The sequence below is a fragment of the Novosphingobium rosa NBRC 15208 genome (assembly GCF_001598555.1).
GTDB lineage: Bacteria > Pseudomonadota > Alphaproteobacteria > Sphingomonadales > Sphingomonadaceae > Novosphingobium > Novosphingobium rosa.
In genome coordinates this window covers 33,529-45,970 of sequence record NZ_BCZE01000065.1, presented here as the reverse complement: position 1 = coordinate 45,970, position 12,442 = coordinate 33,529, and the positions used below count along the sequence as shown (strand labels likewise).

Genomic DNA, 12,442 nt, shown 5'->3' with positions numbered 1-12,442 from the left:
CGCTTCTGAAGTAAGAGTTTGGTCGGGCCGGGGGGGCGTTCCCGCTCTTCGTCCCGGCCATGCCTTGTGCGGCCATCGTGCCCGATGGCCGCGCCCACAACCCAAGACCCGGTTCCCCTCAGCGGGAGCCGGGTCTTGGCGGTTGTGGGGCAGGGCGTTCGGTTCGCTCTCGCGTGGCTGGCAGGCGTGCTGAAACGCCCGGCAGGCGCAAGGCTGCCGGGCGCTTGAGAGGGGCTATGGGCCCGTTCAGTCGTCTGTAAGCGGGCGGAAGGCCACCGTCAGGATCAGCGGCTCGCGCCGGGCCACCTGCTGGGGCGGGTTCACCATCAGGAAACCGGCCTCATTATGGCAGCGCAGCAGGCGCGGCGTGATGCGCTCGACGCCCTCCAGCAGCGGTTCGGGGGTGATATGCTGCTCGGTCGAGGGCGCACCTTCGCTCAGGAAATCGGCCTGGGGCATGATCCTGATGCTGTCGATCTCCACCCATTCGAACTTCGCGCCCAGCCGCAGGGCCACGCCATAGCGCGCCTCGCCCATGGGGATGGCCGCGACATAGAAACCGTCATGCGTGGCGCTGGCGGCGATGGTCTGTTCGAAGACGCCGCCGCTCTGGCTGTCGGCGAAGATCACCGGCAGTTCGACGGTCTTGTCGGTGAAATCGGCAAAGGTGAAGGGCAGGCCGAAACGCCGCATTGCCAGCACCGTGAGCCGCGGGGCCAGGCCCTGGCCCTTCAGTTCGGCGGGCAGGTACATGCGATCGCTGCTGTTGAGATAGAACAGGCCCTGCTGGCGCAGCCCGGTGCGCGCCACGGAGAGGTCGAAAAGGGCGCGATGTTCGTCGGTGCCCAGATTGACGTCATGCTCGAAGCGCTCGATCACCGCCAGCTCATGGCCGAGCGGCATGAACATCAGCCGCGCCATCACCGAGGTGACCGCCTGACGCCACAGATCGACCGGATCGCGGCCATGATCCCCCCGCACCGTCACATCCTGCAGGGCATGGGCAAAGGCGATGGTGCCCTCCTGCACGGCATGGCGGATCGCGGCCTGTTCCGGCGCGATGGCATTGGCGCGGCGGATGGGATCGCCGCTCTCGCTATAATCGATCACCGATCCCATGCCGGTGGTGCAGAGCTGTTCCAACACCGCGACATTGGCGGTCAGCGCATTGAGCGCGAAATCGTCGTAATGGCCGATATCGAGGAAGCCGCGCTTGTCGAGACCGGGCTTGTCGGCCTCGCGCAGCAGCAGGTAGCGCCCCGCGACATGGACGTTGAGCGCCTGCGCCAGCACCGTGTCGATACGGTTCTGCACCGTGCCATTGTAGCCCAGATCGACCAGCATCAGCGTGTCGCCCGGCGCGGGATCGGCCACGGCGCGCACATGGGCGACCAGCCTTTTGGCGAAAGCGCGCGAGGCGGCGACGGTGGCGCGCTTGCGCGGCGTCTTGCGCATCTCCTGCAGCAGGGCGTAGCAGGCATTCTCCGGCGTCGGCTTGTCGCAGATCTTCGCGATGTCCTGTGCGGAGAGCAGCAGCTGGCGGGCCATCGGGCCAGCCTCGGTGCCGGCATTTTCATCGGCATAGCGGGCCACATCGCGCTCATCGGTGAAGCTGGAGGCGGTGGCGGTGAAGCGGCTGATCTCGATGGGATGGGTGGTGAAGCCGGCGGTCGCGGCGTCACCGCGCGCGGCATGCACGCGCATCGGCAGCCAGCCGTCGCGCATCAGGAACAGGTAATGGACGCGCCCGCCATGCTTTGCGGACAGCGCTTCGGCCTCATGGCGCAGCCAGATGTCGAAGCCTGTCAGGATCGGGCCCATCACCGCCATGCCGAGACGCGTGGCGGCATCCTGCTGCAAGGGCAGGGCGGCGGCCAGCGCGGCGCGGTGAGGCTGGGCGGCGGTGACGGCCTTGCTGACCGGATGGATCATGGCGCCGATCCCCGCTTCCAGCCGCAATTGCTGCTCCAGCGCGGGGGTGAATTGCTTGAGGTGCAGGGTCGAGACGCCATGCGCGCTCACCCCCACCACATCGGCGCCGTGATTGTCGCCGATGTGCAGGATCTCATGCGGCTTGGCTGAGAGCTTGCGCAGCACCTGCGCGTAAAGGCCAAGCGCCTTGGGCTGGCCATAGGCGCTGGAGACGAAGATGCGGTCGATCAGCCCGGCGACATCCGCCCCGGCGGCGCGCTCGATCAGCTCACGCAGCTGGGCAGCGTCGAGATAGGTGTCGGACACGATGATGACCTGCAGCCCGCGCGCCTTGGCGCGGCGCATCAGCTCCACCGTGGGGGCGAAGGCGAAGCAGGCCTGCGCCTCGGCCTCAAGCTCGGCGGCGATGGCGGCATCGCGCTGCGCCTGCGCGGCGCGGGGCATCAGCTGGGCGTAGATCTCGCCGATCGTGACTTCATTGCGATTATGCGCAAAGCCCGCGACCTTGCGCGCCGTCATTTCGGCCTGACGGCGCTGCATGGGCGTGATGTCGGGCAAAGTGGTGAACACATCGACCGGCGCATGGGTGTCGCGCCAGATCAGCGTGTCGAAACAGTCGAGGCTGAGCACCCTGGCCTGCGGGAACCAGTCGATGGCCTGCGGCAGCTCATGCGGCAGCAGATCCACGCGCGGCGCAGCGGTTTCGGCGAAGGCGGAAGGGGTGATCGGCGCGTTCATGCTGGCTCTCGGCACGCTGACAAGACCCCGCCGGGATGGCTGGTCTTTAGCTTGCCAAGAGGTAAGCAAACAAGGTGAAGCACCGCTTCACCCATTCATAGGTAGAAACGCCTGTCAGTGGCCCGGCTTGCCCTCGTGAGAGGCCGGAGCAGCCTTTTCCTCGGGCTTTGCAGGCCCATGGTCGACAGGCGGCGTCACATCATTGGCCAGCAGCAGCGACATGCGGCGGTTGCGGGCGTCCGAAGGGTTTTCGGCGATCAGCGGTTCGCGGTCGGCCACGCCCTCGATGCGGCGGAAGCGGTCTTCGCCCAGCCCGTCGCGCATCATCTGCTGGCGGGTGGATTCGGCGCGGCCCGCCGAGAGCGACCAGTTGTTGACCAGACCGTTGGTCCGCCATTGCAGCGCATCGGTATGGCCGCGGATGGTCAGATCGCCGGTCTCGGTCTTGAGGACATGGGAAATCGCCGCCAGCAGCTCCACCGCATCGGGGGTCAGCACAGTGGTGCCCAGCTGGAACATCGAGAAATCGGCGTCATCCATCAGATCGATGCGGATGCCGTCGGGCGTCACCGTCACCTTCAGCACGCGCGAGAGCTTCTTCAGCTTCTCGCTGGCGTTGAGCTGCTGCTGCAGACGCTGCTGCACCTGGCTGGCCTTCTGGACGACATTGGCGCCTTCCTTCATGCCGCCGGTGGCATCGCGCGGGATGGTCATCGGGCGGCGGCCGGTCTGGCCCGCGCGATGCGGCATCTTGTCGGCATCGACCATCGAGGAGCCGCCCAGCAGCCCGTTCGATCCCGCGCCGCCTTGCCGGATCTTCAGCATGGTGGGGGTGAAATAGTCGGCAATGCCCTTGCGCTGCTTTTCGGTGGTGGCGCCCAGCAGCCACATCAGCAGGAAGAAGGCCATCATCGCGGTCACGAAGTCGGCATAGGCCACCTTCCAGGCGCCGCCATGGTGACCGGCGGCGACGATGGTGACCTTCTTGACGATGATCGGGGCAGGGATGTCCTGCTTGTTGCCCTTTTTTGGGGGAGCCATGGATCAGCTCCCCTTAGCGGCCACGCAGCGCGTCGAGCAGCTCGGAAAGGCCGGGGCGGAAATCGTGGGACAGGCCCGAACGCGCGCTCTCGACCACCAGCGGCTGGGGCCAGCCATGCAGCGAGGCGATGATCACCTGCTTGACGGCGTGGAAAATCTGCTCGTCGGCCTCGTTCACCTGCTTGAGGCGACCAGCCATCGGGGCGACGATGCCATAGGCCAGCATCACGCCCATGAACGTGCCCACCAGCGCCGAGCCGATCATCGCGCCCAGCACGCTGGGCGGCTTGTCGATCGAGCCCATGGTTTTCACAACGCCCAGCACGGCGGCCACGATGCCGAGAGCCGGAAGCGCATCGGCCAGGCCCTGAATGGCGTGCTGCGGGTGGTCGAGCGCGGTGAGGTGGGTCTTGATGGCATTGTCCATCACATCTTCCACCGCATGAACCTCCAGCGTGCCCGAGGACACGACGATCAGCGTCAGCGTGTCGCAGATCAGGTCGGTCAGCTCGTGATTGGCCAGCAGGCGCGGATATTCCGCGAAGATCGGCGAATCCTTGGGCGCCGCCACATGGCTTTCCATGGCGACCGGGCCTTCGGTGCGCAGCAGCTTCATTAGCTTGGTGGTCAGTGCGATAACGTCGATATGGTCCTGCTTGTTGTGCTTGGGCCCCTTGAAGACCTTGCCGAAGCCACCGCCCAGCGCTTTCAATCCATGCATGTCATTGCCGATGACCAGCGCCGCGATGCCCGCGCCGCCAATGGTCGCCACTTCGTGCGGAATGGCCTCGAAGACCGGGCCCAGCGCGCCGCCGGTCATGGCGAACACGCCAAACACGGCACCAAACAGGACGACAAGGCCGATGATCGGAAACATTAAGCAACCCCCTGGAAGAAACGTCAGATGCGCCCTGTGCCCGCCCCCCGCATGGGCCGGGCACAGGGGTAGGTATCAATTACCGATGTAGGTGAACAGGCTCATGCTGGAAAGCTTGGCGAAACTGGCCTGGCTGGCGCTGAGCGCCAGCATCTGCTGCGAGAGCTGGGCGGTGGCGGTGGTGTAATCCGTGCCGCCGACCGTAGCCTCGGTGCTGGTGCGCGCCGTCTGGGCGGTGGTCTGCACCGTGGTCGCCGTGGTGATCCACGCCGAGCGGGCGCCCACCACCGTCTGGGTGGTGCTGACCTGATTGAGCGCGGCGTTCAGCTGATCGAAGGCGCCGCCGCTGGCGTTCATCGTCGCCGAGGTGGCGGTGCCGGCCTGCAGCTGGTCGGCCAGGGTCTTCACGCTGGTCAGCAGATTGCCGCTCACGCCGCCGCTGGTGGTGAAGTTCATCACCTCGGGGCCGGTCACCGAAGGGATCACCGAGAGGCTGCCGCCCAGCGAGATGGCGCTGGCGCTGCTGCCGCCGGTGTAGGAGGCGTTGCCGCTGGCATCCTGCGTGTAGGCCTGGGTGTTGCCCGAAGTGCCCGAGAACACATAGTTGCCGTAGCTGTCCTTGGTGTTCGAAAGATCGACCAGCTGCTGGTAATAGGCGCTGACCTGGGTGCCGATGTTGGCCTTGTCGCTGGCATTGGTGGTGTCCGATGCCGCCTGCGTGGCCAGCGTCTGGATCTTGCTGATGATGTCGGTGAACTGGCTCAGCGTGCTGTCGGTCAGCGTCAGGCTGGCCTTGGCCGAGTTGGCATTGGCGGTGTCCGCGGTGGACAGCGAGTCGGCGGCCTGCATCGTGCGCATCTGCGCGGCGGCGACAGGATCGTCGTAGGAATGGGTCAGCCGGTTGCCGGTGGACAGCTGCTGGCTCAGGTTCTGGGTCGCCTGCTGGATCTTGTCCATGTTGGAAACGGACAGGTTGTAGAAGGCGCTGGTGCTGATGGCGGTCATGGGATCGTCCTCACGCTCAGATCTGCAGGAGTTGGTTGAAAAGGGTCTGGGCGACCTGGATCACCTTGCCCGAAGCCTGATAGGCCTGTTGATAGCGCACCAGATTGGCCGCTTCCTCATCCAGGCTGACGCCCGACTGGGCCGACATGGTGCTCTGCGCATTGCTGTAGATCGCATCGAGCGCATCGCGGGTGGTGGTGTTGCTCGACACCGCCGTCGAGGTCGTCAGGATCAGATTGTTGGTCTGCCCCGCGATGTCCGTCGACTTGAGCGAGGAGATCAGCGCATTGAGGTTGCTGGCGTCGCTGCTGTTCGCCGCCGAGCCCGAAGGCGCCGTGGCGATCTGGCTGCCCGAGGTGAGCGCCAGCGTGATCCCCGCCGCGCCCGAGCCCGAGAACATCGCCTGACCCGCCGAACCATCCAGCGCCGCGCCATTGGTCTGCGCGCTGTTGACGGTGGACATCATGCTGTTGGCGATGGTGTCCAGCGAGGAGCCGGCGCTGATCGCGGCGGTCATCGCCTGCTGCTGCCCGGCCAGCGAGCCGCCCGAGAGCGAGAGCGCCGAACCGCCGACGGTGTAGCTGATGGCGCCGGTCGAATCCTGGCTCATCGCCAGCGTGTTGGCGGTGCTGCCGGAGACCAGCACCGGGCCGCTGGTGCCGCCCATCTGCACCTGCACCGTGCCGTTGCTGGCGATGGTGGTGGTGACATCGCCATACTGGCTGAGCTGCTGGAGCATCGTGTCGCGCTGGTCGAGCAGGTCGGCCTGGGCGCTGGGATCGGGCGTGCTGGCGATCTTCTGGTTCAGCGTGGCCAGATTGGTGGCCAGCGTATTGACCTGCGTCACCCCGGCGGTGGCGCCCTGCACCAGACCTGTCTTGGTGGCGGTCAGCGCGCTGCTGGCCTGATTGAAGCTCTGCGCCATGGTGCGCCCGGCTTCCAGCGCATTGGCGCGCAGCGCGCTGTCGGTGGGGCTGGCGGCCAGCTTGGAGAGCGCGGTCTGATAGGCGGTGATCGAGTCATACAGGCCCGAATTGTCCACCGCATTGTTCACATTGGTGAGGCCGGTGACCAGCGTGTCGGCGCGGGCCGCATCCGAGCCGGTGCGCCGCACCTCGCTCTGCTGATAGGCATCGACATCGCGCACCGTGCCGGTGACGCGCACGCCGCCCAGCGTGACCAGACCGGAACCGCCGCCCATCGTGTTGAAGGACGCCACATCGGCCTGCGTGACCGAACGCCGCACATAGCCGTCGGTGTTGACGTTGGCGATGTTCTGCGAGGTGACGTTCAACGCGGCCTGTGCGGCGCGGGTGCCGCTGGCGGCAATGTTCAGCATGTCGGAGGCCATGGCGTCAGTCCTTCTTTCCGATGGCGATTGGCGTGCTGCCATAGGCGGCGCCGGTGGTCGCGCTGGAAGCGGTGGCGGTGGTGCCGCCGATATGCAGCTGGCTGGCCAGCTTCTTCTCGATCAGCTTGGCAAAGCCCAGCCCGCCCGCCTTGGTGGTGGAGGCGGCGATGGTCTGTTCTTGCATTTCGCGAAAGGTGTCGGTGCCCTGGCCGCCGAACAGCTCGTCGCCCAGATTGGTCTTGCGCGATTCCGCCAGCATCTGCCGCACGAAGATCGCCTCGAACTGCTGCGACACCTCATGCAGCTTCTTGGCATCGGTGATGCCGCCGACGCCGGGCGAGGCGCCGCCCAGAGCCGAGGAAGCCGCAGTGGCCGCGCTGGCGGAGATATCGCTCATATCACCACCATCTCCGCCTTGAGCGAACCGGCCTGTTTCAGCGCTTCGAGGATGGCCACCAGATCCGAGGGGGTCACCCCCAGCAGGTTGAGCGCGTCGACGATGCGCGAGAGCGAGGCGCCCTTGGGCAGCAGCGCGATATGGGCGGTTTCCTCGCTGGCGCTGATCTGGCTGTTGGGGGTCACCACCGTGCGGCCGTTCGAGAAAGGCCCGGGCTGCGAGACATTGCGTTTTTCATCGATGCGCACCACCAGCTTGCCGTGGGAGACGGCGGCGGGCGAAAGGCGCACCGCGCTGTTGATCACCACCGTGCCGGTGCGGCTGTTGACGATCACCTTGGCGGGCGCCTCGGCGGGGGTCACATCCAGCATCTCGATCGCGGCCATGATGCCCGAGCGCGTGTCGGCGCCCGGCGGCAGGTGCAGCGAGACGCTGACCGCATCGTCGGCGGCGGCCATGCCCGGCCAGTGGCGGTTGATGGCATCGCGCACGCGCTGGGCGGTCAGGAAGTCTGCGGTGAACAGGTTCCAGCGCAGCACGTCGGAGGTTTCGAAACCGGTCTCGACCGCGCGTTCAACGGTGGCCCCTTCGGCCACGCGGCCCACGGTGGGCACGTTGACCGACAGCTGCGAGCCGTCCTTGGCCGTCACGCCCAGACCGCCGACGGCCAGGTTGCCCTGCGCCATCGCATAGATCTTGCCGTCGGCGCCATACATCGGCGCCAGCACCAGCGAACCGCCGCGCAGGCTCGTGGCCTTGCCGATCGCCGAGACGGTGATGTCGATGCGCTGGCCCGGCTTGGTGAAGGCGGGCAGATCGGCGGTGATCATCACCGCCGCGGTGTTCTTGAGGTTGGGCGAGATGTTGATGGGCAGGTTCAGGCCCATGCGGCCCGAGACGCCCTTCATCGCATAGGTGACATATTCCAGATTGTCGTCGCCCGAGCCGTTGAGCCCGACCACGACGCCATAGCCGGTCAACTGGTTGGATCGCACGCCCTGAAAGGTGCCCAGATCGCGGATGCGCTCGGCATGAGCGAGGGAGGGAACGGCCAGCACGGCAAGTGCGAGCAGCATGGTGCGCAGCGCGTGGAACACGCGGCCAGCAGACAGCGCGTTGAACACGCGGCCAGCAGGCAGCGCGTTGAACACGCGGGCGGCCATGGGTCGCTTGGTGTCAGGACTGGGCGGGAAAGCGGCGGGCATGGGACAAGTCTCCATCAGAACGGGCTGATGATGTTGAAGAAATGCGAAAGCCAGCCCTCGCGCGCGCTGCGCGTGATGGCGCCGTTGCCCGCATATTCGATATGGGCATCGGCCACCCGGCTCGAGGGCACGGTGTTGTCCATGCTGATGTCGTTCAGGCGCAGAATTCCAGAAAACTGGATCCACTCCTGACCCTGGCTCAGCAACATGCGCTTTTCTCCACGCACCAGTGCGGTGCCGTTCGATCTCACCTCGGCGATCGTCACGGCGATCGTTCCGGTGAAGGTGCTTGTCAGGGCGGTGTTGCCCTGACCATTGAACGACGAACCGCTCGAAGCATTAAGGGCATTGGGATTTAAGGCGAAAGGCCCCTGCGTTGGCGGGGTGATGCTGGCGCTGCCCGAACGCTGGGTCTTGGTGTTGGCGGTCTTGGACGAGCTGGTGGTCTCCACCAGCAGGATCGTCACCGCATCGCCCACCACGCGTGCCTGCGCTCCGGTCACCAGCGAGCTGTAGCCCACAGCGGTGTTGAAGATCGATCCGTCGGCCACGCGCGGCGCGGGCGGCGGCGGGGTGGTGGCGGAAAAGCCGGCGGGCGGCTTGCCGGCCATGGCGGCGGCGGGCAGCAGGGCCAGCATGCTCGCCATGGAGAGGCCGAGGAAGGAAGAGGCACGCATTGTCAGTCTCACAGTCTTGAGGCTTACAGGGTCTGGTTGGCGTTCTTGAGCATGTCGTCGACCGAGGAGATCATCTTGGAGTTGATCTCATAGGCGCGCTGGCACTCGATCATGTCGACCAGCTCGGTCACGATGTTGACGTTGGAGGTTTCCAGGGCGCCCTGCTTGATCGTGCCCACGCCCTGCACGCCGGGCGTGCCGATCTGCGCGGTGCCGCTGGCGGTGGTTTCCTGCAGCATGTTGCCGCCGATCGCCTGCAGGCCCTGCGCGTTGGGGAAGGTGGCCATGGTGATCTGGCCGATCTGCACGGCGTTGCCGCCGCTGGAGGGAACCGCCGAAACCGTGCCGTCCGAACCGACCGTCACCGAGGTGGAGCCCTGCGGGATGGTGATGGCGGGCTGCACCGGATAGCCGTCCGAGGTCTGGATTTCGCCCTGCGCCGAGAGCGAGAAATTGCCCGCGCGGGTGTAGGCGAACTGGCCGGTGGGCAGCAGCACCTGGAAATAGCCCTCGCCCTGCACCGCCAGATCGAAGGCGTTGCCGGTGGTGTCCAGCGTGCCCTGGCTTTCCTCGCGCGAGGTGCTCTGGATCTGCACGCCGGTGCCCAGGTTGAGCCCGGTGGCGTAATTGTTCTGCGAGGTGTTCTGCTGGCCCGCGATGCGCATGTCCTGATAGGCCAGCGTCGCGAAATTGGCGCGGTCGCGCTTGAAGGCGGTGGTGTTGACGTTGGCCAGATTGTTCGAGATCACGCGCATGCGCGTGTCCTGGGCATCGAGCCCGGTGCGGGCGACCTGAAGTGCGGAAGCGGACATGACAGAACCTTTCTATAAACCTTGAGAACCGGCTGAACTTAAGACCCGGCGGATTGGCGCAGCAGGCTGGTGCCCGACTGGTCCATATCCTTGGCGGTGGAGAGCAGCTTGGTGCGGATGTCGAACAGGCGCTGGGCCTGAAGCATGTCCACCATCACCTGGCTGGCGCTGACGTTGGACCCTTCGAGCGATTCCACGCTCACCTGGGCATTGTCGTTGCCGGGCAGGGTGCCGCCGCCCACCACGCGGAACTGGCCGTCCAGACCCTTGGCGATCTGGCTGCCCGCCGTGCTGGCGATCTTGATCTTGTCCACCACGCTGGGCTGCAGATTGGGGTTGGTGGGGTCCACGGCCAGGATCGTGCCATCCGGCCCGATCTTCAGCTTGGCCTCCACCGGCACGGTGATCGGGCCGCCATTGCCCATCACCGGCAGCCCGTCGCCATTGGTCAGCACGCCGGTGGGCGAGACCGAGAGATCACCGCGGCGGGTGTAGGCCTCGGTCCCGTCCTGGGCCTGCACGGCGATCATATCCGTGCCCTGCACGGCGATGTCGAGCGGGTTGCCGGTCTGGCTGACCGTGCCGGGCGACATGTCGGCGCTGCGCACCTCGCCGTCGGTCATCGCGCGGGCTTCCAGCGTCGTGCCCTGCTTGAGGGTCACCGGCGTGGAGGCGATCATATCGGCGCGAAAACCGACGGTCTGGGCGTTGGCCATGTTCGAGGCGATGACCCGCTGGCGGTTCATCGAATCGGTCATGCCCGACATGGCGGTGTAGATCAGCCGGTCCATGGTTTATCAGCTGCGCAGGTTGATGACGGCGTCGGAGATCTGGGTGTTCGTGTCGATCGCCTTGGCGTTGGCCTGGAAATAGCGCTGGGCGGTGATCAGCCCGACCATTTCCGTGGCGGTGTCGACGTTCGAGGTTTCCAGCGTGGCCGACAGGATCGAGCCGTTGTTGTCAGCCTGGGGCACGCCGTAGGTGGCCGGGCCCGACAGGCCGGTCACTTCCCAGCGCTGGCTGCCCATCTGCTGCAGGCCGGTGGGCGAGACGAAATTGGCAATGGCGATCTTGCCGATGACGGTGGTGGAACCATCCTTGTAGCCGGCGACGACCTGGCCATCGGCCAGCACCTGAACGTTGCTGTAACCGGCGCCCGCCGCATTGGTGGTGGGCAGAACGGCATTGCTGGGGGTGGCGGCATAGGTGCCGGTCGTGGCGTCATAGGCCATCACCTGCACATTGTTGTTGTCGGAATCGATGATGTTGCCCGTGCCATCGGTGTGGAAGTTGCCGTTGCGGGTGTACATCATCTGGCCGGTGGCGGGGTTGTTCACCGTGAAGAAGCCGTTGCCGTTGATCATCAGATCGAGTGCCGAACCGGTCGCGTTCTGGTTGCCGTTCGAGAAATCCTGGTCGATCTGCTGGGTCACCGAACCCAGACCCACCTGGGTCTTGGCATTGGTGTAGGTGCTGCCGCCGACGATGTCGGAGAAGTTCACGTTGCTCTTCTTGAAACCGGCGGTTTCAGCGTTGGCAAGGTTGTTCGAAATGACGTTCAGTTCGGTCTGGGCGTTCTTCAGGCCGGAAAGCGAAGTGTAATAGGACATGGGTTTGCTGCCTTCTGATAAACGGGTCTAAACGATCAGGCGGTGGCGCCGGTGGACGCGCTGTCGGTCGAGGTCGAATCCGTCGCCGTCGTGGTGGTGCCGGTGGTCGCGGCGGCCTGTTGGGCGGCCAGGATCTTGTCCAACTTGTCCGAGATGCCGCTCAGCGTGGAGTTCATCGAGGTCGTGGCCGACAGCGTCGAGAACTGCGCCATCTGCGCGATCATCTGCGTGTTGTCCTGCGGCTGGGTCGGATCCTGATTGTTCAGCTCCGTGGTCAGCAGGCTGATGAAATCGTTGAGGCCCAGCGTCGTGTTCGACGAGGCCGTGGTGCTGGTGCTCGACGTTCCCGTCGAGGTGGTCGAATTTGTCGAGGAAACGGTGGTCATTATTTCATCCTCACTGTGTCGAGCATCAATTGCTTGGCGGTGGACAGGGCCTCGACCAGATTGGAATACTGGCGCGAGGAATCGAGCATTTCGACCATCTCGGCATTTTCATCGACCGGGGCGGTAAAAATGTCGCCGTTGGCATCCGCCAGCGGGTGGTTGGGGTTGTGTTCCTTCAGCGGCGTGGCCGCCGTGCGCACCACACCCGCCACATTGACGGTGGACAGGCCGTTGGCCGTATCGAGCTGCTGGGCGAAGACCGCGCGCAGCGGGCGATAGGTGGAGGCCTCGCTGGTGGAGACCGCCCCGGCGTTGGCCAGGTTGGAGGCCGCCGTGTTCATGCGCACCATCTGCGCCGACATGCCGCGCCCGGCGACGTCGAAGATGTTGAGGTTGCCGGTGGTGGGCATC

Annotated in this window: 13 protein-coding genes; all 13 read right to left on the bottom strand. The window is 65.7% G+C overall.

The features are described 5' to 3' along the window. Nucleotides 1-246 precede the first annotated feature (246 nt). Nucleotides 247-2,670, bottom strand: coding sequence for an HAD family hydrolase (locus SR3_RS22170; RefSeq protein WP_068090786.1), 2,424 nt, complete (start codon nt 2,668-2,670; stop codon nt 247-249). A 114-nt stretch (nt 2,671-2,784) separates the two neighbouring features. After that, nucleotides 2,785-3,711: a flagellar motor protein MotB gene (locus tag SR3_RS22165; RefSeq protein WP_084455824.1), complete on the bottom strand. Its 927-nt coding sequence runs from the start codon at nt 3,709-3,711 to the stop codon at nt 2,785-2,787. 13 nt (nt 3,712-3,724) lie between these two features. Next, nucleotides 3,725-4,588, bottom strand: coding sequence for a flagellar motor stator protein MotA (motA, locus tag SR3_RS22160; RefSeq protein ID WP_068090782.1), 864 nt, complete (start codon nt 4,586-4,588; stop codon nt 3,725-3,727). 75 nt (nt 4,589-4,663) lie between these two features. Next, nucleotides 4,664-5,593 (bottom strand): flagellar hook-associated protein FlgL, encoded by a 930-nt coding sequence (flgL, locus tag SR3_RS22155; RefSeq protein ID WP_068090780.1) that lies wholly within the window; start codon nt 5,591-5,593, stop codon nt 4,664-4,666. 16 nt (nt 5,594-5,609) lie between these two features. Next, nucleotides 5,610-6,944, bottom strand: coding sequence for a flagellar hook-associated protein FlgK (gene flgK / locus SR3_RS22150; RefSeq protein WP_068090778.1), 1,335 nt, complete (start codon nt 6,942-6,944; stop codon nt 5,610-5,612). 4 nt (nt 6,945-6,948) lie between these two features. After that, nucleotides 6,949-7,341, bottom strand: a complete 393-nt coding sequence (locus tag SR3_RS22145; protein ID WP_068090772.1) for a rod-binding protein — start codon at nt 7,339-7,341, stop codon at nt 6,949-6,951. Further along, nucleotides 7,338-8,417: a flagellar basal body P-ring protein FlgI gene (locus tag SR3_RS22140; protein WP_068090804.1), complete on the bottom strand. Its 1,080-nt coding sequence runs from the start codon at nt 8,415-8,417 to the stop codon at nt 7,338-7,340. Before SR3_RS22140 ends, SR3_RS22145 begins: the two co-directional genes overlap by 4 nt. Before the next feature lie 143 nt (nt 8,418-8,560). Further along, the gene (locus SR3_RS22135) at nt 8,561-9,223 is read right to left on the bottom strand and encodes a flagellar basal body L-ring protein FlgH (RefSeq protein WP_068090771.1); all 663 of its coding nucleotides are present in this window, start codon (nt 9,221-9,223) and stop codon (nt 8,561-8,563) included. A 23-nt stretch (nt 9,224-9,246) separates the two neighbouring features. Beyond that, nucleotides 9,247-10,035 carry a flagellar basal-body rod protein FlgG gene (gene flgG / locus SR3_RS22130; protein WP_068090770.1) on the bottom strand — a complete coding sequence of 263 codons (789 nt, stop codon included), beginning with the start codon at nt 10,033-10,035 and terminating at the stop codon, nt 9,247-9,249. A gap of 38 nt (nt 10,036-10,073) precedes the next feature. Next, nucleotides 10,074-10,826 (bottom strand): flagellar basal body rod protein FlgF, encoded by a 753-nt coding sequence (locus SR3_RS22125; RefSeq protein WP_068090768.1) that lies wholly within the window; start codon nt 10,824-10,826, stop codon nt 10,074-10,076. 6 nt (nt 10,827-10,832) lie between these two features. Next, nucleotides 10,833-11,645, bottom strand: coding sequence for a flagellar hook-basal body protein (locus SR3_RS22120; RefSeq protein WP_068090766.1), 813 nt, complete (start codon nt 11,643-11,645; stop codon nt 10,833-10,835). Between the two features lie 35 nt (nt 11,646-11,680). After that, nucleotides 11,681-12,031: a flagellar hook assembly protein FlgD gene (locus SR3_RS22115; RefSeq protein ID WP_084455822.1), complete on the bottom strand. Its 351-nt coding sequence runs from the start codon at nt 12,029-12,031 to the stop codon at nt 11,681-11,683. Beyond that, nucleotides 12,031-12,441, bottom strand: a complete 411-nt coding sequence (flgC, locus tag SR3_RS22110) for a flagellar basal body rod protein FlgC (protein WP_068090764.1) — start codon at nt 12,439-12,441, stop codon at nt 12,031-12,033. The genes SR3_RS22115 and flgC overlap by 1 nt, the downstream gene beginning before the upstream one ends. Between the last annotated feature and the right edge of the window lies 1 nt (nt 12,442).